The organism is Halioglobus sp. D3-4 (genome assembly GCF_055809315.1).
The window spans coordinates 2,456,957-2,476,834 of record NZ_CM147907.1 but is presented as its reverse complement, the minus strand read 5'-3'; the positions used below and the strand labels follow the sequence as shown (position 1 = coordinate 2,476,834).

Genomic DNA, 19,878 nt, shown 5'->3' with positions numbered 1-19,878 from the left:
CATTGATTGCTGAGGACAAGGACGTTTCAGGTTCCGATTTTTTTATGCGTGTACACAACAACATCCACGGCGGGGATCGGGGTATCGACGACGGGTCTGGTGACTGGCCCGAGCCACCCAGTTATACCGGCCTTAAACTGACACTACTGGTGCTGGTCCTGTTGGGCGTGGTTATAGGCGCTATTGTCGGATGGCACTATTTGAAGCCAGTGGATCACCATGCGAGGGCGATGGAGTTTCTGGCACAGGAGAACTACGCCTCCACGGTCACCGAGTTAAAGCATGTCATCAGGGATAACCCCCGTGACGGCGAATTGCGCTGGATCATGGGGGATACCTATCTGCAAATGAACCAGAATGCCGACGCTACCGACTATATGCAGGAAGCGTACGACCTGGGATACCGCAACCCGGATATGGTGCTGGCGTTGGCTCGATCAAAACTGCTGGTACGTGACTACAAGGGTGTGTTGAAACTCTACGACGAGTGGTCGGACGTCGATTCAAAAATGAGCGCATCGGCATGGGAAGTGCTGCGTGGCTGGTCGCTGCTACGTGTTGGTAAACTGGATGATGCGGTTGCGGCGTTCCAGGAGGCTCTGCAACTCAATCCTCACAATAGCGAGGCCAAAAAAGGGCTTGTGGAATCCGGCTTGGGGTCCGATCTGTCCGGGCTTCCCGATGCAGACATTGAGCGCGTTCTGGCCAGTGGGTTGGATCAGCCAGAAACATGGATACTGCGGGGAGAACTGGAACTTTCGCGGGGCAATCTGGATGACGCGCGAACCGCGTTTGAAGGTGCCGTTGAACTGGGTCCAGACAATGTCTATGCCATCGCTGGCTTGGTGAGAACACTGATTGCGGGCAACCGCCTGGAAGATGCTCGCGCGCCAGCCGCCCTGTTGGCCAGCAAATTTCCCTCAGATCCCATGAGCGCCTATGTCCGCGCCCTCTACGCCAAGCAGACACAACAATATGTACAGGCACTCGATGCACTGCAGATCGTGCTGGATTACGAACCCGACCACGCCATGAGTATTCTGCTCATGGGCGAGGTGTATTACGCGATGGGAAATCAGGATCTGGCGCTGGAATACCTCAACCTGTTTCATCGGCTAGAGCCGGACAGTGTATTGGGCCGCAGACAGCTCGCAGCCATTGTGAACGAAAGAGGGTCACCCAAGTATGCGGTAGAGTTGCTGGAGCCGCTGGTCGAACAATCACGCCGTGACCCGGAAATAGCAGCAATTCTGGCAGATGCCCATGCGGCGATGGGTGATACCGCACGTGCGAAAGCGTATCAGTCGCTATTCTTTAAACTCGGCTCGGTGACTTCGGCGACACGTGTTGCGCTTGATAACCTCAATAGCGGTGCCACCGGGGAAGCTGTCTCAAAACTGGAACTGTTGGCGGCGCATGCACCTGAAAAAGTAGAAACACAAACAATGCTGGGGATCGCGTACCTGCTGTCTGGAGACTTCGACAAGGCGTTGGCTCACAGTGCTGCGCTGATGGCCAAGTGGCCTGATGATGTACAGATACAGTATCTCCATGCCTCGGTACTCGATGTATCCGGTGACAGTCTCGCCGCAGCGCAATCTTATCAACGTGCGCTGGAGCTCGACCCGGGATTCAGCCTTGCTGATCTCTCACTGGCGCGGACAGAGATGAACAACGGCAGCGAAGCGTTGGCGACGCAGCGTATCGAGGCGCTGTTGGCACGGGATGGAGACAATATAACGGCGCAATTGTGGCAGGCAAAAGAAGCGATTGCCAACGGCGACTTCCGCGGAGCGATTGCCCGGCTCGAAAAGATCCGCGCCGCTCGAAAAGCTGCGTTGCAGCCACGCCTGATCCTGGCCGACCTCTACATGGAACGGGGTGACAGCGACAGGGCTCTGGAGGTTAGCCGGGAGATAGATAAATTGATTCCAGGCCATCCTGTTGCCCAGTATATGCTGGCGAATGCGAATCTGCAGGTCGGCAATACAGATGATAGCCTCGCGATGTTTGATCGGTTGGAGCGGGAAAATCCCGATAATTTGATGATCAAATGGCGAATAGTCGATGCCTATGAATCCGGTGGCCACACTGCAGCAGCCTACACAGCGCTGCAGCGATTATTGGAGATCGACGCGGACAGTCCACGCGCACTGGTCAAGCTTTCGATGATAGAGCGTCAGCGTGGTAACCCTGAGGCGGCATTAGCGTTGGCTGAACGCCTGATTCAGAGCCACCCCCAAATCAGCCTGGGCTATCTCGTAAAAGGGCAAGTTCTGATGGATAGCGAAGATTACCAACAGGCATCAGCTGTCCTGGGTCAGGCGTACCGCAGCGAAAAGAGTTCGATCACGCTAGCGCGTTATTATGCTGCGCTGGCGCGTGCCGGCGACACTGCAGCGGCCGAGCGGGCAATGACAGACTGGCTGGCGGACAACCCTGATGACAACGTGGCGCGATTGGCCTGGGCCGACGAGTCTATGCGTGCGGGGCTCACTGAGCGAGCGGTGGAACAGTATGAAATTGTGGCAAGCCGCGAGCCCGGCAATATACCCGTACTGGTGAGACTGGCAGGTAGCTATCACGCGATGGATGACAGGCGTGACCTGAAGACAGCCCAGGAGGCGTACGAACTGGCCCCGAATGACGTATATGCCCAGCATTTGTATGGCTGGTTACTCCTGGAGACGGGGCTGACAGAGCGAGGCACTCAACTGCTGCGGGAAGCCGTGGCTCGTGCGCCCGAGAATGTCAGCTTCCGCGTTCATCTCGCACTTGCTCTCACCGATAGCGACCTGGAGGACGAAGCCAGGTTGGTGCTGCAGCCCCTGTTTGATGCGGGCATTGGGCTGGCGGAACTACCGGGTGGCTCGACTCTGATCGAGCGCCTGCAGAGTAGACCATAGAGCGGCTCCATTGGCCGGTGTCAGGCAGACAGTTTTCGCGACGCAGTTTATCCGCTGTTCGTATTTCTTACAGGTGGCCCCCACCCTAACCGGTTGATAGCTATTGCAATTTTTGTGATGAAGGCGCCGATCGGCAGTTTTCTCGGGTTGTGGCATCGTATTGTGTCCACATTTTTTACAGTGAAGGCCGAATTCGGGACAAGCTGCACGCCGTTCTCATTCGGCAAGTTCCCCAAATAGTTGAAGTCACGCTATTTTTTTTCGCTTGGCATCTTTATTGCTTAATCTAGACCTGCGGCTGGGTTGCGGTTATGTAATCCAGCTTTATGGAAAACAGCAGCGGTCGTTTGTGTTCACAGCGTCCGGATGGATATTACGCGATAAGGAGATCGATTCACCATGAAGAAACTTCAGTTATTGGGTGCCGCCTGCGCCTGCATACTCCCTCTTACCCTTGCCACATCCGCGACTGCCGCGGAACTGTATTCCAATGGCTTCGAGACCGACCTGTCGGGCTGGGATGTTTATGGTGGGACCTATGACGCGACCCGTGTCGCGTCCGGTACCAATGGCATCACCTCGGCCTCCGGCAGCTATCATGCCGAGTCGAGCAGTATCGGTTCTGCCGGCAACTGGGGTGGTTCCAATTTCGGCAACCCACCCCCTAACGTTTTTCAGGAGTACACCACGTCACTCGATATCTACCTGGACGTCGATGGCGGAGTGGCAGATGATTCGCGCTTTGATTATTCCTCGGGGATCAACAACACCTCGGGCAACCATCTTCGAGACTTTATCTTCAATGCCGGGTTCTATGACAGCTCGGATATCGACGGGCCAGGCGCGGGAACCGACCGCTTCATCATAAGTGCCAGTAATAATGCGGATAGCGGCATCGACATTCCCAAAAACCCTGCCAGAGACCCTATCGCGATCGATACCACGGGTTGGTACACGTTTGAGCATCACTTCTATGACAACGCCGGGGTATTGAATGTGGACCTCAGCATACTCGCGTTCGGTGGCTCGCTAGTACACTCCTGGACCTTGGGTAATCCTGCTGACCTGACAGGCACTGTTGTCGGGGGGAATCGTTACGCCTGGTTTCCCGTCAATACCCTGGATACGCTGGCCTTTGATAACGCCAGCCTGGAGGTTCCGGTTCCAGCCACTCTCGCCCTGATCGGCCTCGGCCTCGCGGGTTTAGGTTGGTCGCGCCGCAAGTGTAGCTGACCAGTTCAGGAACGCCATTAGAGCCCCCGTAGAAGGGGGCTTTTCATGTAGCCCACCGGGTACATTCGCTTGCCTCGCGAGAGGGCAGTCGCAGAGGTTCTTACGCGGTTTTACCGGCTTCGGGTCCTCAGTCTCAACCCCTGAATTAGCCACCGTAACCTCGCTCTCGATTCGGTCTTCTATGCCGCCAAGGGCCACGCTCTCAGCCTGGCAAACTCCACTCACGTTACTGATAGAAAGCTGCCGATAAGGGTGAGAGCAGGCGTCGGCTGACGTCAGCGCCAGCAGGGTGATCTCTCTGCAGTGGCTGGATGGGGGGGTATAGAAACATAAGCCGCTGGCCTGTACGCTTTTGTGCCGGAAAAAAAGTACTATAAATCAACGTTCTATGGGTTATCCGTCATGCGGTGAACGCCAGTTGTGCGCCCGCCGCTCACTCGCTAGATTACCCACCATGTATTTTGACTACGATTACTGGTGGCGAGTTGTGCGCCACGTCTGGGGCTTGCGTGAATGGCGAGGACGCAATCGCATGCTGGTACGGCTATTGCTGGTCGTGCCATTGCTGAGCCTGATTCACGGCATTTGTTTCATGCTGGATTACCTGCTGTTCTGGCGGCTCTGGACACAGCGGGTGGAGCAGCCGGTTTTTATTGTGGGCCACGGTCGCTCCGGTACAACCTTGATGCACCGACTGATGAGCGCCGACGGCGATCGCTTCAGTTACTTTCTCTACTGGGAGATGTTCTTTCCCTCCCTGCTGCAGAAGAAAGTCATTCGCGTGGTAGGCATCCTGGATATGTATCTGCTGAGGGGCTACGTGCAGGGTAAGTTGAAAGCCTGGGACGACAAGACATTCGGTCCCTATAGGCACATGCACTATATGAGCCTGTGGAGTGCCGAGGAGGATTGCTTTGCGATGGGGGCTGCGTTCGTCACGCAGCAGTGGTCTGTCGATATTCCGATGATGGACGTAGTTGATTTTTTTCACCTGGACCAGATGCCGGCAAAGCGGCGTCGCTGGATGGGGCACTACCGGGAGTTGGTCAAGCGCCAGTTACTGCTCTACGGTGGTAACAAGACACACCTTGCCAAAAACCCACTGATGTGTGGCTGGGTCGATTCCATCATTGAGGAGTTTCCTGATGCGCGTATCGTCGTCATGATGCGCGATCCCGCAGAGTGCATCCCCAGTTGCCTGAAGCTGCTCGAATCGGCCTGGGGCGCGCGGGGCTGGACGAAGGCCCAGTACGAGCGCTCGCTCAATATACTGGCTGAACTGTCCTTCGAGAGTTTCGATAATCCCAGAAATGTGCTGGCTGCGCACCCACAAACTCCGCAATGCGTGGTGGATTACCGCAATCTTACCAATGCACCCCGGGAAACCATTCACGAGGTCTACAAGGCGCTGGGTATGACGGTAACAGCGGCGTTTGACCAGTGGTTGCTGGCCCAGGCCGAGCGTGAGAAGAAACACAACAGCAAGTTTGAATACAGTCTGGGTGAGTACCACCTTTCCCGCGAAGAGATTCGCGAGCGTCTGGATGACTTCTACCAGATTTATCAATGGGATATTGAACCCGCCGATCAGCAGAGCATGGGAGAAACAGCCTCCTGAACGATCGGACATCCTGAACTCAAAACCCGACATGGCCCAGGCGTTAATAGACTATAAGAGGGACAGCTACAATGACACACACAGCGCAAGATTCGAAGGAAGCGGAGTTAGAACTGAAGGCCGCGTTCGATGACTTCATGAATGAACTGCAGGCCGCACGCGACACAATCGACAACCCCCGGTATTTCCCGCCACAGCCCACCGACAGAAATCTCGCGGAAGGCTACCGTTACCTTTCGGGCTTTATGCATCATGCCATTGAGCGCTGTTTTCACGATGACCCGGATTTCCCCGCTTTTCGCAATGCGCTCTCAATCTTTAACAAGTCTACGATAGAAAATTGCGACGCTATCTACTTCTATGCGGGGATTGATGGCCGTAAGAACTACCGTATTACCGGCAATGTGGGCAACCACACGCACTGGGGCGGTAGCGAGCGCAGTGGTGAAGGCCCGTTCGCACCGCAGTACCTGATTTTCGAGGTAACCACAGGGCCGTTGTCTGGTGATACCGGTGATTTGAGGGAGTTGACGCCGGGGTATCGGACAGGCTTTGGCACACTGGATTCTTCCAATATCAAGGTTGAGGGTGACGGGACTTTCGAGTTAGTGCTGGGGCCGGAAAAGCCTGACGGTTATAACGGAAACTTTATCTGCACTCGCAAGGGCCCGAGTCAGCAGGATCCCGATGCGGGTGATCGCTTTGCCGAGTTTATCAGCGGGCGGCAGCTGTTTTACGACTGGGAAAATGAAGAGGCCATTCACCTTGAGATCGAATGCATCGATACGGCCGGTAAGCATCCCGAGCACCTGTCAGCGAAAAAAGTAGCTGCAAACTTGCGCAACATGGGTGCGCTCGTCCGTGGTCATATGCGTTTCTGGCTGCATTTTTACGATGCCATTCTGAACTGCAACCAGACGCATGAAGATAATGGCAGCCCCTACTTCATGCCAGTAAATGCATATAACACGCCAAACGCGGCATCAAGCGATACCGGTGGTGGCATGAGCACAAATATCTATGCCGGCGGGATATACGATCTCGCTGACGATGAGGCCTTATATATTGAGGCGGAGTTTAGTGGAAACCCGGTGTATACCAGTATGCATCTGGGCAATATGTGGGGCGAGTCACCCGACTACGCGAACCACCAGAGTAGCCTGAACCTCTCCCAGATGCATATCGGTGCCGATGGTAAACAGTGCTGGGTGGTGGCGCATCGCGATCCCGGCGTGCAGAACTGGATCGATACCACCGGCTTGCCGCGCGGCTATCTCAGTCATCGCTGGGCGTATTCAGAATTGCCTCCAAAAGAAGAGTGGCCGACAATTTCCTGTCGGGTGATACCGTTCGATCAGGTTCAGGCGGCGTTTGGGGATGATCAGCCGAGAGTAACGCCGGAGCAGAGACGCGAGGTTATTCGCGCGCGTCAGCGACATGTGCAAAAACGTTTCAGGGTATTCTGACAGCGCTCTCGCGTAGCTGCCGAGGCTAACAGTGTTACGTGGCGCTCAATTGAGAGGCGACAATTTTCTCGATCACTGGTTTGATGCGCCTCCGGCCATAGTCGAGCAAGGCGGCCTCCCGCGAGTCGGCTTCATAGCTTACCGTTGCGCCGGCGCCGGCAAACATAATTGCATTGGGCAATAGCGGGTGATCGTCCTCGCGGACTTCCAGGTTCACCGGGTTGCCGGCTGCCGTGAACCAGAGCTCCAGGTAATCTTTCCAACTGTAGTTTTCGTCCCCGATAAGGTATTGCTTACCGGATTCGCCTTTCTCAAGTGCATTCAGAAGTGCTTCTGAGACCGACTGCGTGCTGATATGGTTGGTGCCACCGCGTGGAGCGAATAGGGGGGCTCCCTCCAGATTACCCTGCGCATACTGTACCAGCGCACCGATATGCGGTTGTACAAGGCCCGGAATATGCCCCAGTACAAACGGCAGATTCAGGCAGCAGGTATTGAAGTCGTCGCCACTCATTGCTGAGACAGCTTCAGCGGTGTTGTGGCGGGATGTGACATAGGGGCAGACGCCAATACGCTGGGACGCAACCTGTGGGTAGAACGTGCCGATATATACCGTTCGCTTGATGCCCGCAGTGTGAGCCGCCTCGAAAAACCGGGGGACCGCCTCGTCGTTGGCGCGGGTGTAGAATTGTTCGGGTGTTTCTGATCCATCCCGGGGAAGGTTGCGGATGTCGGCCGCTGCGGAGAATACCAGCCAGTCGAAGCCCTCAAGCCGACCGTCACTCACATCATCATTGATATAGTCGGTTATCAATGCAGGCAATTCCGCCAGTGCGGGCACGCTGGATTTAGCACGGGACATAATGGTGACATCGTGGCCCTTTTCTTTGAGGTAGAGTGCGGCATCGCCGCCAATCAGGCCGGAGCCGCCGACAATCAGAACTTTCATCATTCCGCTCTATTGATGGTTACCGCTTCGCAAGGAGGCAGTTTACCTGATTAGTTCGCAGCCAGGAGGGGAGGGTGGTATAGCCAGATATGCTATGTCGGTGTGTCAGCAAGCAAACTATCCGTTGTCTCACTGTCGGTACTCAGGTGATCCCGGTGCGCGATAGCGATCAAGCGGGCTGCACTTAGCATCGCTGCCGTAGTAGTGACCGGAGCCGTGGGGTTCTCCAAACAGCAGGTGCATAATCGACAGTGTACCGTGCTCCGGTGCTTTCATACCCAGTTCAGCAGGTGCGACGCCCTGTCGCTCTGCCGAGGGGCGTGTCAAATCGGTCTCGATATAACCGGGAGTGCATGCGTTGATCAACAGGCGTGGGTTCTGACGTGCCAATGACAGTGTATATAGCGTGGTGCAGGCCTTGCTGAATCCATAGGCGTTGTCCACATCCATGCCGAGATCGTTGCTCCCCCGGGCGTTACGCTGAACCGCGATTACCTCTGCTATCAGTGATTCGATGGCCGGCCATTCAACAGCTTCATTCTGGAAGAACGTCTGGCGATCCGCATTGCACCGGCTGACGAAGTGCACCGCAGATGCGGAAGAGACGTTCACTACCCTGCCCCCATCTGTCAGTAGCGGCAGGAAAGCGTCGCAAACACGCTTCACGCCGAATGTGTTCACCTCCAGCACCTCGCGCAGATCTGTTGAACCCAGTCCGATACCTGCGTTGTTGACGAGCCCGTATAGCGGCGCGTTGATTGTGCTTTTAACACTATCCAGCGCGGTCCGCACCGATTCGTCACTCGCCACATCAATGGTCAGTAGTGACAGACGCCGGGCCCAGTCGGGATTAATCCCGCAGAGATTCTGAAGGGCTGTCTGGCCGCGCTCGGTATCGCGGGAGCCGAGCAGTACTTGAACGTTACTGTGCTGTTCAAGTATGGCCCTGACCGTGGCGAAGCCGATACCTTTGTTGGCACCTGTGACGATTACTGTTTTCATAGTGTGAAATAGTGTACCTGATTCTGCTGAAAAAGCTGCCTCGTGCAAGGCAGTTAACGCTGATCCAATTAGCCTTGAACAACAAGAAATGGCTCGTCTGCGCAGGCTCTAGCCGGTTTTGCAAAGATAGTTCATCAGCAGGGTAAGGAGTTCCTGCTTGAAGCTCTCCTGCTCCAGAAGTTCCGGTTCTTCCGAACTTGCAGATAGCAGTACGCCGGATAAAGTGTGTGAGGTAATGCGACTCAACCGGGGAATATCATCGCTTCGCAGTCGGTCCCGGTGCTGGTTAAGAAATACTGTCAGCCACTCATCCCAGCCCGGATAGCTTTGCGATACCTGCAACTCATTAATCTGGCGATGTACGTCAAAACTGTGTTGGTACGCCCGGTAAAAATCGGGATCCATACGGTGTAGCATCAGTCGTTGCTCTACTTCCATTTCTACAATCGCCGCCAGCGTGTCTTCGAGTGAGATTCGCGACAGCCTCCCTATCTCCCTAATGCGTTTCTGCGCAGCGCGCGTGTATTCCTGCACCTGCTCCTGAAAAACTTCGGCCAGCACGGCCTCTTTATTGGGGAAGTACTGGTACAGTGATGCGATATTCACACCCGCTACATCTGCGATTCTCTGGGTCGTCAGTTGCCCCGGCCCTTCATCCTCCAATATTTTCAGACATGCCTCCTGGATGGCTTTTACCAGCATCAGGGAGCGGGATTGCTTCGGCCGCTTGCGCGGTTGCGGTAGGTCCGGCTTGCTCATAGAAATGTAAGAATCCATTGATGACGTTGGGAATGTGCAGCAAATACTACAACTTATCAAGGAGTTAGGTGATCTGGGCGATCGTGTTAATGCCAGTTGTGGCGCCAGCTCAGTTGCCTCTATGCTTTTTGTGGCTGGCTCGAACGAGCCAATAGGTGGGCAGTAACTGCAGCTAGCTGCGGGAGACCAGGAAGTGGCAATACATGTGAACGGCAGTGGCACTCAAGGTAAACGGCGCAGATTGAATCCGCAACTATTGAATTTCAGCAGGAGTGAATAATGGGTGAATTGAAAGGTCGCGTTGCTCTCGTAACCGGCGCCAGTCGCGGTATTGGCAGGGCGATCGCAATGCGTTTTGCGGCCGAAGGAGCAGCGGTAGTGGTGTGTGCCTCACGCATGGGCGCACATGGTGATATGGAGGGCACCCTGGAAGGCACGGTGGCCACGATCACATCAGCGGGAGGGCAGGCGGCTGCGATCGCCTGTGATCTCGCCGACCCCGAGGCGCGCTGTAATCTGATCGAAAGAGCGAACGCGTATTTCGGCGCGGTGGATGTGCTGGTCAACAATGCCGCGCGGGCCGACTATGAATTACCCAGCATGAACTCCACCGCCTCCCGAAACCGTGTTTTCGATCTCAATGTCAATGTTCCGATCGAACTGTTGCAGCAGGCACTACCCGGCATGCGCGACAAGGGTGGCGGCTGGTGTCTAAACATCTCCAGCCGCACGGCTGAGCAGCCAGAGCCGCCTTACCCGGATGCCAAAATTGCGGCGCATGTCATCGGGCCCTATGGGGCGAGCAAGGCGGCGCTGAATCGCTACACCGAGGCACTGGCGGACGAATTGGTGGAGGAGAATATCTTTGTCAACGCCATGGCACCGAACAATATTGTTCTCACCAATGTTGGAGAGGCGGTCGAGGCTATTGCAAAGCGTCGCCCGGATATGGTCGAACCCATCGAAATGATGGCAGAGGGGGCGCTGGAGTTGTGTACAGGGCGGCACGTCGGGCAGGTAGTCTATAGCCGCAATATCGTTCATGCCAGTGGTCGCAAGCTACATGATCTTAGCGGGAAAAATATTATTGGCGATGCGTTTACTCTGGGTGAACTCCCATGACCTGCCAACAGTGCTGTCGCGATAGCGACCATTTATCGTTGGATCGATCAACGCCGAAAGTCAGCGCTATATGTCCATACGAATACAAACCGCTATGAGAGGAAAAGCCCATGTTTGATCTTACCGGAAAACTCGCCCTCGTTACCGGCGCCGGTCAGGGTATCGGCTCGGGAATCGCTCGCCATCTTGCCGCGCGCGGTGCACATGTGCTGGTTAATGACTATTACGAGGATCGTGCCAGTCAGGCGGCGGAGCAGATCACGCAAACAGGAGGCCAGGCAACGGCACTGGCATTTGATGTCACGGATTGTGATTCGGTTGTACATCATCTGGGTGAGCGAGCAGTGGATATCGTGGTCAACAATGCCGGAAATGCCGGTGCCTCTGCAATGCAGCCGACCTTGTTCCGCGATATGCAGCCCGGCGACTGGAATCCCGCGATTGATGTGAATCTGTTCGGTGTAATCAACACGACGCACGCGGTGCTCAAGGGGATGTGTGAGCGAGGCTTTGGCCGCCTGATTACTATTTCCTCGGGCGCCTGCGCCGTTGGGCTGCCGTTCGGTGTCGCCTCCTATGGTGCTGGCAAGGCGGGGGCGGCCTCCTTCATGCGACACATAGCGATCGAGAATGCGCAGCTGGGTGTGACGGCGAACTCGCTAGCGCTGGGATTGATGGAAATGACAGATGTGAATGATCCCGACCTGGTGGCGAGTCTCGCGAGTACAGTCCCTGTACAGCGGCTTGGTAGTGGTGATGACGTTGGGCCCGCAGTCGTCTGGTTGGCCTCTGCTGAAGCGTCTTTTGTCACCGGGCAGACCATCCATGTGAATGGGGGTGGTGTGACGACGTAGGCACTTTGCAGCATCCATGGTAACGATTGGCGCCGTCAGGCGGCGGTCTACACCTTACGAAAAACTGGTACATACACAGAGGAAAAAAGTATGAATGATAAAACTGTGGTAGAAACGTTTTTCAACAGTCTCTGGACAGATCCGGAACTTGCTCGATCTCTAGCCACTGAAGATGTCACTTGGATTACGACGCGTTCAATGCCGATACCCGGTAATGAGGGCTCTATTGAACATGTAGGTTTCGACGCCTGCCTCAATGTCGCCAACAGTGGCAAAGAGCACCAGAATGGCTACCTGCCCGAGACTATCACTTACCCCAATCAACGGTACCTGTCTGCTGAAGATGACCACGTGGTCTACCAGTTCACCATGCAGTGCAGGACGAAAGGGGGCGTGGACTACATCAACGACTACCTGTTTCTGGTCAAACTGGAAGACGGAAAGGTATCGCGATTCCAGGAATACTGGGATTCAAAGCAGGCGTTTGATTTGTTGTTTGAGACTGCATAGGGTGTGCAGTGATACCCGAAGATCTGCGTCAGGTCCAACTGGAGGAAGTCTATGCTTAACCTAAGTGCCGACGAACTGCTCACCACAACGCGCAGTGTTAGAAAGCGACTGGATCTGGAAAAGCCGGTCAGTCGCGATGTGATTCGGGAGTGTCTGGAAATCGCGTTGCAGGCACCCAATGGCTCGAATCTTAATACCTGGCGCTGGGTAATCGTCGATGACCCCCGGGTTATTCAGCGTGTCAGCGAACTGTATAACCAGGGCACTGAAGATTTTATCGCCACGTTGGGTGATGCCATTGGCGAGAACTATGCCGGGGCAGCCGTTCCAGGTTTCGATGGTATCAACGAGTCGGTGGACTACCTCAGGCGGCACATGCACAGGGTTCCGGCGATACTGTTCCCGCTGATGCCCGGTAGGGTGGAAAACAGCAATGCGTTCTTCCAGGCGAGCGCCTATGGCTCCATCCTGCAAGCCACCTGGAGCTTTTTTCTGGCCCTGAGGGAACGCGGTATGGGCAGTGCATGGACAACCGCCCATTTGTGGCGGGAGCGAGAAATGGCTGAGTTACTGGGGGTGCCTTATGACCAGTTCACGCAGGTGGGACTTTTTCCAATTGCCTGTACCATTGGTACGCAGTTTAAGAAGGCCTACCGCAAGCCCGTCGATGAGGTCGCGTACTGGAATCACTTTGAGGCGGACAGTTAGCGGGATCATGTGATGAATCCAGTTGACTCACGGTTTGCCCCGGGCGCTGTTCAGGGCGTCAACCAGCAACCCGGCCCAGTGGCGGACCATGCGACTGGCTTCTGCCCGGTTGGTCACCGCATTGCTGATGCTCATGGATATCGTATTCGGCGCAGCTCTGGAGTCCAGCGCACGCCCGAGTAGTGCTCCGCCGACGCCGTCATGGAACTCCAGATACAGCGTCATGGACCCCGCCGATGTGGTAAAGGTACGTGTTCGCCCGGCAACCATCTTGTCCGGCGCTGTGGCATCCAGGTTCAGAATTGCCGGTAGCAGTATCAAAAGATCATCGGTATCGCCTGAAATTTCTGGCCCCTGCTCGACGGTGTAGCCCGCCGCAGTGAGTTCCTCCCGGAAGATTTCCTCAAATAACTCGGCAACAGCCAGCCGGATGCGTTCGACGTCCTTATCGGTAATCCGGCTGCCGGGTGTGCGTCTTGAGCGATTTTGGTCGCGTTGCCAGTTCTTGCGAAAGGCGACCTCAACGTTGCCGATAGCGACGCGTTGATACTGTGAGAAATCCGCCTCCGGATCCAGATACAGGGCCTGTACTTTTGCGGCCTCCACGCGGGGCAGGCCGAAAGTGTCTACAGCGGGAAAGTCCTGTCGTTCGGCCTGAGCAGACGCAGCAGCTAAACCACCAGCCATTGCAACCAAAAAATAGAACGCTCGTCGTGTAAATTGAGTCAATGAACTTCGGAGCATGTTGTTACCTCGCCGAGGGATTCAGTCAATAATCGAGGGTATCATTCTTTCGATTTGAAGCCAGGGGAAACACCGGTCAGCTCTTCGGTTTATCGGCGTTTTCTACCGCTTTGGCGGTGATCTCTGCATGCAGTGCTGTAATTTGTGCGTAGAGGTTTTGTACTTTGGGGGAGCGGTCGATCAGCGGATGAATTTCCCGTCCGTCGTGTAACACGCGCTCCAGCAGTTGCAGGTCGTGATCGTCGATTGCTTCGCCGCGATCCACTTTCTCTTTCAAATCAAGCAGTCGGGGCAGGCGATATTCGTTCAAGCGTGCCAGTATGGCCTCGATGACACCGGTATCTTCCCTGGAATCGCCCATAGTGTTTTTCTCGGTCTCTGTTCGATTTCATCTCGTACGTTTCGGTACGGCGAAACTGCAGCTTTTTCAAACCCTATCTCTATTTTGCGCTATTGCGCGGGCCTCGGGAAGCACTGCCCATTATCCAGCGACCAATGGTCCAGAAAGCAATTTCTTCCAGAATAGCGTACTGTCATTATAGAGCCAGTATGTTCTTGCTTGGGGATGGTATCAGCCTCTCCCGGTAGTGCAGGCTGTCACAGGTGCCTGCTGATTTAGCGAGCCGTATCAAACTTAGAATACATTCGGTATATGCTTGAATGGATAATTTGAATCGGGGACCCTGCCTACTCTTCGCTTGGGGAGAGACACCTTTTTCTGAGGCAACTTTTTATAGGGCACATTGGCCAGCAGGTGAGTGATAACGTTGAGCCTTACCCGTTTTTTGTTCTCTGAGTTGGCGACGAACCAGGGTGCATAGGGTGTGTCTGTTTCCTGGAACATCCTGTCCCGTGCTATCGTGTATTCATCCCATTTGTCGTAGGACTTCAGGTCCATAGGTGAAAGCTTCCAGATTTTGCGGCCGTCATCCACACGGTTTTCCAGGCGCCGTTGCTGTTCTTCCGGGCTGACTTCCAGCCAGTACTTCAGCAGGATGATGCCGGAATCCACCATCGCGCGTTCTACCAGTGGTACCGCGCGTAGAAAGCTCTCCGACTGTTCTTCAGTGCAGAACCCCATGACCCGTTCCACGCCGGCGCGGTTGTACCAGCTTCGATCGAACAGGACGATCTCGCCGGCGGCAGGGAAGTGCCGGACATACCGCTGCATGTACATCTGGCTCTTTTCACGCTCCGTCGGCGCTGGCAGTGCTGCAACGCGAAAAACTCGCGGGCTTACTCGTTCTGTAATCGCCTTAATTGTTCCTCCCTTACCGGCGCCGTCGCGCCCTTCAAAGACGACACAGACTCTCAGGCCCTTGTGGACAACCCATTGTTGCAGTTTGACCAATTCGACCTGCAGCCGCTCAAGCTCGCACTCGTACTGTTTGCGGCCCAATTTTCCAGGCTTTTCCATGGCGGTTCGCTGCCCCCTGCGGGGTGTTTTTCGTGTTTGTCTGGTTTTTGACATGATGACTTCCTTCCCCGGTCTGTGGCGCCCTTTCCATTATCCCCTTCTGCCGCGCCGCAATCCACTACATGAAAAACTCACAGGAGCACGATGAGGACGGTAGCCTGGCCTATGTCACGAATAGCGGGCTGAGCATGTCACCCCAAGCCAATTCCTCAGATCAATCCCACTACGGCCTTAAGCCTCTTAAGAATTATGAACGTGCACTATCGACGGTAGTGCAGGTTGTTCAGGTGACATTCTAGGAAAAGCTCCTCTTGGGAGGCTGCTTCAATGCGCAGGGGTACGCGTGGCTGGGTTTTATGCTGGCAAGGTCAAGCGGGAGTGAAGGACGAGTCTTTTTGTGGGGACCGTGAGTGAATGTCGAGTGTAGTTCAGCGCCGAAGAAAGCCCAATTGAAGCTGGCATTAATTTTGCGCTCACAAATGATACGTTGTAACATAACATTATATGGAGGTGCGCCTGGCCGATGTTGCAGCTGTATCGTACATTGCTGTGACAGAGTTGTAAGTAACAGGACACTCGTAGCAACTGATATCGATAGGCAGGGGGGCAGTTTGACCCTCATGGAGAAATGATGAAGAAGCGCGTCTTAAGCTTCGCGTTGTTAGTAATGGTATTCGCAGTGCCGACACAGTCGGTGCAAGCAGCAGAGGAGTTTGTCTCAGGTCTTGCGGCTCACGTACATGGGCTGTCTGAACTGACGATCGCGATGGATAGTGAAGAGCTTGAAATTCAGTTTTCGTCGCCCGCAATGGATTTGGCTGGCTTTGAACACGCTGCCATTACCAGGGAAGAAATCGAGTCTATTGAAAGCCTTGAGGCTCAACTTCGTAAGTTTGAAACGCTGTTTACGTTCTCTGGCGCTCGCTGCGATCACATTGAGACTTCGGTAGACCTGTCAGGCCTGATGAGCAGCAGCGACCCTGATATTGATCACCAAAACAGTTTGGCTGAACACAAACATGAAATCGGAGATGCGTATGAAGATGAACATAGGCATGAAGATGGTCACGAGCATGAGTCGCACGATCAGAGCGGCAGTCATAGTGAAGTGGTTGTGAGCTACACCTACCGTTGTGAAAATACTGCCAATCTGTCTTCGATATCGGTCGAGCTTTTCGAGTTCTTTCCCGGTATCCAGAAAATCCATGTGATGTGGATCAAACAAGAGAATCAGGGGGCAGCAGAACTGAGTTCAGGCAATCGCGTGATCGAGTTGGGATCGCCGTGATGAATAGCTAATTAGAAGTACTCCCTGAGATCAAAAAGCCTCTGCCATTGATGAATGATCAATTGCAATTTAAAACTACCCCATATCTAACCATTTCTTCAGGCGTAAACTACATGCAAGCACTCAGGGAACTTCCCGACATCGCCAGGACTCAACAGGTTGCCAAGTCCTACCCACTGCAGTGGGTGGGTATGGAGGACATTGCAGTTCCCCTCACACTTGATGTCGGAGACGGTAAGCAGCAGTCAGTAGCGGCCAAGGCAGGCGTATACGTTAGCCTTGACGACCCGAATGCGAAAGGGATTCACATGTCGCGCCTGCACGCGCTGCTTAATCAACTAGCCAGCCAGACCTGCGACAAAGCATCGCTCGATGCACTTCTGGAGAATTTCGTTACATCTCAAGGTGGTATCAGCCAATGCGCGAAGCTCAATCTGGTGTTTGATTTATTGCTGCCGAAGTCATCCCTATTGAGTAATGAAACGGGTTTCCAGACCTACTGCATCGAAATAGAGGGAAAGAGAGTCAACGACTGCTTCGAATACAGCCTGAAAGTGATCGTTCCCTATTCAAGTACCTGCCCTTGTTCGGCAGCACTTTCACGGCAGCTGGTAGCTGCGGCCATTGACTGCGATTTCCCTCAGTCCAGTATCGATAAGCAGGAATTGTTGACCTGGGCACAGAACAAGACGGTGGCCACGCCCCACAGCCAGCGCTCCTACGTCTACTTGACACTTTCGATGGGTAACAATGACTGGCCGCTATTACCGTCACTCGTTGCCGACATTGAAGAGGCGATTGGCACGCCGGTGCAAACTATGGTCAAGCGAAGCGACGAACAGGAGTTCGCGCGGTTGAATGCCGATAACCTGATGTTTTGTGAAGATGCCGCTCGAAATATCAAATGTATGCTAGAGCAATTCGCCTGGGTGTTGGATTACGAGATGAAAGTCGAACATCAAGAAAGTTTGCATGCGCACAATGCGATTGTTATCGATCAAAAGTATCCTGAAACGGGAGAAGTATGAAATGTTGGGAGTCAGAATCTCTCCGAAATGTTGATTTGTCAGCACTAGTCTAACTGTACGCTAAACCATGTAGTGTCCCTGGCCGGTTTATCGCGCAATAGAAAGGCGTAAACCACTGCATACCACTATGAACAGCAGCGCACGCGCTGGGCAAAAAAGCAAGGAACGACCATGTTAAGAAAAAACCCAAGCGGGATAATGCCTGTTGTCGCAGAAGGTGCATTTGTTGATCCCACAGCGATTATATGCGGTAAAGTCTATATCGAAGACAATGTCTTTATTGGACCGTATGCGGTTATCCGAGCCGACGAGATCGATGAAAACGGGGAGATGGAAGCCATCGTAATCAGGCGGGATTCCAATATACAGGATGGCGTTGTTATTCACTCAAAATCTGGCGCGGCAGTGATAGTCGGTGAGCGCACGTCCATTGCGCACCGCTCTATCATACATGGCCCCTGCGAAGTGGGTAACGATGTTTTTATCGGGTTCAACACGGTGGTTTTCGATTGCAGGATCAGCGATGGTTGTGTGGTCAGGCACAACTGTGTGATCGATGGGCTGGATCTTCCTGAGAAATTTCATGTTCCGCCGATGAAGAATATCGGTCCGGGTTTTGATTTGGACAGTATTACCAAAGTCCCTCCAGAGTATTCGACTTTTTCTGAGTCTGTCGTATCTGCCAATCACTATCTCGTTCAGGGCTATAAAAAACTTGCGAATGAGTTCTAGTAAGGTGTGGTTGTTCGCGAAATGAAGCGGCATAATCCGGCTTCCTGATCCACTATCGCCTGCTATCGCGACCATTCAGCAGGCCTCAAATCCAGCTATAATTCATTCATGATAAAGCGCATTGTCCTGATCATCACTATGCTGTTTGTTGCTGTGCTAGGGCTGCTGTGGTGGCTGGCCGGTATCTCACCCACGCAATTGCCTTCCGCCGTCGCCCTGGCCAATGGTCTGGGGGCCAAGCTGATGTGTTCGGGGCGTTACGTTTCGGGCTTTGATGATGGGCGTCTGGTAAACGATATCGCCACCTACAATGAACTCACTCGCCATATCGATTACGCTGCACCTGACTCCCCAGGAATTGCAGCCAGTTTGCTTGGCAGCGATCCGGTTGTGGCGCGTTTTCGACCAGGGCTTGGCTGCACCCTTGAGTACGGTAGTGATAGCGTTCTTGACCATATCTCACTTCCAGCGACTGCTCAGGCATCAAAGGCAGCCTGGCCCGCCGGCGGTGGTGGGACAGCCAGTAACCCCGAGATACAGCGACTTCTAGAGACCATATTGGCCCAGGACAATGCTGCCGGGCTGGACACCCGTGCGCTACTGGTAGTTCAGAACGGCGTCATACTGGGTGAGACCTACGGTCCCGGAATTGATCGCAATACGGCGCTGCTGGGTTGGTCCATGGGCAAGAGCATTACGGCCATTATGCTGGGTCGCCTGGAGGCACAGGGGCTTGTTAGTGTAGAGCAGGCGGACCTTTTCTCGCAGTGGGCAGAGGATGACCGACGCTCCATCACGTTGGAGCAGCTGCTGCAGATGCGATCCGGTTTGGCATTCTCTGAGGAATATCTCCCCGGCAACGATTCGACCCGGATGATCTTCATGTCGCCCAGCGCCTCGTCGGTTGCGCTTGAAAGTTCACTGGCGCAAGTGCCCGGCACGTTTTTCTCATACTCCTCTGGTACTACCAATTTGTTGGCGCGTCTGATCTACGAGCGCAGCGGCGGCAGCACTCAGGCCTTGCTGGACTTCTACCAACGTGAAATCGCTGCCCCTCTTGCTCTGGAGAACACCTGGATGGAACTGGATGCCAGTGGCGTGTTCATTGGCAGTTCCTTTGTGTATGCCACCGCGCGGGACTGGGCGCGCTTTGGCTATCTCATGGTTAATGGCGGTGAGATCAACGGGCACTCGATTGTTACCCCGCAGTGGATTGGACGGGCGACTCATCCCAATGACAGCGACAACGACAGGCGTTATGGCTATCAGTTTTGGTTGAATGATGGCGGAGCCGAGATGCGCTGGCCCAACCTGCCTCGCTCAGCCTACAGTATGCAGGGCAACCGGAAGCAGGTCGTCATGATGCTGCCCGAGCAGCAGGCGGTGATAGTGCGACTGGGCTGGAGTCCGGGTGAGTACCCCGTAGACGAGCATTTTGCACGAATTTCACGACTTTTTAACGGTACGTGATTGGCGCTTTACCAGGGGCCGACCGTGTGAACCCTCAGCACCTGGCTCCCTCAACTTGCGCGGTATCCGCTC

The 19,878-nt window shown here is 54.4% G+C and carries 19 protein-coding genes; 13 read left to right on the top strand and 6 right to left on the bottom strand.

Going from position 1 to position 19,878, the window contains the following annotated elements:
- Positions 1-44: 44 nt before the first annotated feature.
- From prsT to AC0L6S_RS10605, 4 genes are all read left to right on the top strand, one after another.
- A complete protein-coding gene (gene prsT, locus AC0L6S_RS10620) occupies positions 45-2,906 on the top strand; it encodes an XrtA/PEP-CTERM system TPR-repeat protein PrsT (protein WP_473428462.1) in 2,862 nt (953 codons plus the stop codon).
- Positions 2,907-3,305: 399 nt separating this feature from the next.
- Entirely contained in the window at positions 3,306-4,139 is an 834-nt protein-coding gene (locus AC0L6S_RS10615) for a PEP-CTERM sorting domain-containing protein (protein ID WP_473428461.1), read from the top strand.
- A 454-nt stretch (positions 4,140-4,593) separates the two neighbouring features.
- Complete coding sequence (locus tag AC0L6S_RS10610; protein ID WP_473428460.1) at positions 4,594-5,757, top strand: sulfotransferase family protein; 1,164 nt, start codon at positions 4,594-4,596, stop codon at positions 5,755-5,757.
- 71 nt (positions 5,758-5,828) lie between these two features.
- Entirely contained in the window at positions 5,829-7,223 is a 1,395-nt protein-coding gene (locus AC0L6S_RS10605; RefSeq protein ID WP_473428459.1) for a hypothetical protein, read from the top strand.
- A 34-nt stretch (positions 7,224-7,257) separates the two neighbouring features.
- Here the strand turns inward: AC0L6S_RS10605 and AC0L6S_RS10600 are convergent, their stop codons facing one another.
- From AC0L6S_RS10600 to AC0L6S_RS10590, 3 genes are all read right to left on the bottom strand, one after another.
- Entirely contained in the window at positions 7,258-8,175 is a 918-nt protein-coding gene (locus AC0L6S_RS10600; RefSeq protein ID WP_473428458.1) for an NAD-dependent epimerase/dehydratase family protein, read from the bottom strand.
- Between the two features lie 126 nt (positions 8,176-8,301).
- Positions 8,302-9,174 carry an SDR family NAD(P)-dependent oxidoreductase gene (locus AC0L6S_RS10595; protein ID WP_473428457.1) on the bottom strand — a complete coding sequence of 291 codons (873 nt, stop codon included), beginning with the start codon at positions 9,172-9,174 and terminating at the stop codon, positions 8,302-8,304.
- A gap of 108 nt (positions 9,175-9,282) precedes the next feature.
- Positions 9,283-9,933 carry a TetR/AcrR family transcriptional regulator gene (locus AC0L6S_RS10590; RefSeq protein ID WP_473428456.1) on the bottom strand — a complete coding sequence of 217 codons (651 nt, stop codon included), beginning with the start codon at positions 9,931-9,933 and terminating at the stop codon, positions 9,283-9,285.
- A gap of 279 nt (positions 9,934-10,212) precedes the next feature.
- On the opposite strand from AC0L6S_RS10590, the gene AC0L6S_RS10585 reads away from it, so the two are divergent.
- The 4 genes from AC0L6S_RS10585 to AC0L6S_RS10570 all read left to right on the top strand — a co-directional run bounded on the left by AC0L6S_RS10585 (position 10,213) and on the right by AC0L6S_RS10570 (position 13,127).
- Complete coding sequence (locus tag AC0L6S_RS10585) at positions 10,213-11,055, top strand: SDR family NAD(P)-dependent oxidoreductase (RefSeq protein WP_473428455.1); 843 nt, start codon at positions 10,213-10,215, stop codon at positions 11,053-11,055.
- 110 nt (positions 11,056-11,165) lie between these two features.
- On the top strand, positions 11,166-11,909 hold the full coding sequence (locus AC0L6S_RS10580) for an SDR family NAD(P)-dependent oxidoreductase (protein WP_473428454.1): 744 nt from the start codon (positions 11,166-11,168) through the stop codon (positions 11,907-11,909).
- Positions 11,910-11,999: 90 nt separating this feature from the next.
- Positions 12,000-12,419 carry a nuclear transport factor 2 family protein gene (locus AC0L6S_RS10575; RefSeq protein WP_473428453.1) on the top strand — a complete coding sequence of 140 codons (420 nt, stop codon included), beginning with the start codon at positions 12,000-12,002 and terminating at the stop codon, positions 12,417-12,419.
- A 51-nt stretch (positions 12,420-12,470) separates the two neighbouring features.
- Positions 12,471-13,127 carry a nitroreductase family protein gene (locus tag AC0L6S_RS10570; RefSeq protein WP_473428452.1) on the top strand — a complete coding sequence of 219 codons (657 nt, stop codon included), beginning with the start codon at positions 12,471-12,473 and terminating at the stop codon, positions 13,125-13,127.
- 27 nt (positions 13,128-13,154) lie between these two features.
- On the opposite strand, the gene AC0L6S_RS10565 is transcribed toward AC0L6S_RS10570, so the two are convergent.
- The 3 genes from AC0L6S_RS10565 to ppk2 form a co-directional block, all read right to left on the bottom strand.
- Entirely contained in the window at positions 13,155-13,871 is a 717-nt protein-coding gene (locus AC0L6S_RS10565; RefSeq protein ID WP_473428451.1) for a DUF3313 family protein, read from the bottom strand.
- 76 nt (positions 13,872-13,947) lie between these two features.
- Positions 13,948-14,232 (bottom strand): hypothetical protein, encoded by a 285-nt coding sequence (locus AC0L6S_RS10560; RefSeq protein ID WP_473428450.1) that lies wholly within the window; start codon positions 14,230-14,232, stop codon positions 13,948-13,950.
- 273 nt (positions 14,233-14,505) lie between these two features.
- Positions 14,506-15,342, bottom strand: a complete 837-nt coding sequence (ppk2, locus tag AC0L6S_RS10555) for a polyphosphate kinase 2 (RefSeq protein ID WP_473428449.1) — start codon at positions 15,340-15,342, stop codon at positions 14,506-14,508.
- A 68-nt stretch (positions 15,343-15,410) separates the two neighbouring features.
- Between ppk2 and AC0L6S_RS10550 the strand changes: the two genes are divergently transcribed.
- The 5 genes from AC0L6S_RS10550 (at position 15,411) to AC0L6S_RS10530 (ending at position 19,806) form a co-directional block, all read left to right on the top strand.
- A complete protein-coding gene (locus AC0L6S_RS10550) occupies positions 15,411-15,587 on the top strand; it encodes a hypothetical protein (RefSeq protein ID WP_473428448.1) in 177 nt (58 codons plus the stop codon).
- Between the two features lie 332 nt (positions 15,588-15,919).
- Positions 15,920-16,576 (top strand): DUF2796 domain-containing protein, encoded by a 657-nt coding sequence (locus tag AC0L6S_RS10545; protein ID WP_473428447.1) that lies wholly within the window; start codon positions 15,920-15,922, stop codon positions 16,574-16,576.
- A 113-nt stretch (positions 16,577-16,689) separates the two neighbouring features.
- Positions 16,690-17,604: a GTP cyclohydrolase FolE2 gene (folE2, locus tag AC0L6S_RS10540; protein WP_473428446.1), complete on the top strand. Its 915-nt coding sequence runs from the start codon at positions 16,690-16,692 to the stop codon at positions 17,602-17,604.
- 171 nt (positions 17,605-17,775) lie between these two features.
- Positions 17,776-18,336 carry an LbetaH domain-containing protein gene (locus tag AC0L6S_RS10535; RefSeq protein WP_473428445.1) on the top strand — a complete coding sequence of 187 codons (561 nt, stop codon included), beginning with the start codon at positions 17,776-17,778 and terminating at the stop codon, positions 18,334-18,336.
- Between the two features lie 108 nt (positions 18,337-18,444).
- Positions 18,445-19,806, top strand: a complete 1,362-nt coding sequence (locus AC0L6S_RS10530) for a serine hydrolase domain-containing protein (protein WP_473428444.1) — start codon at positions 18,445-18,447, stop codon at positions 19,804-19,806.
- The last annotated feature ends 72 nt before the right edge of the window (positions 19,807-19,878 follow it).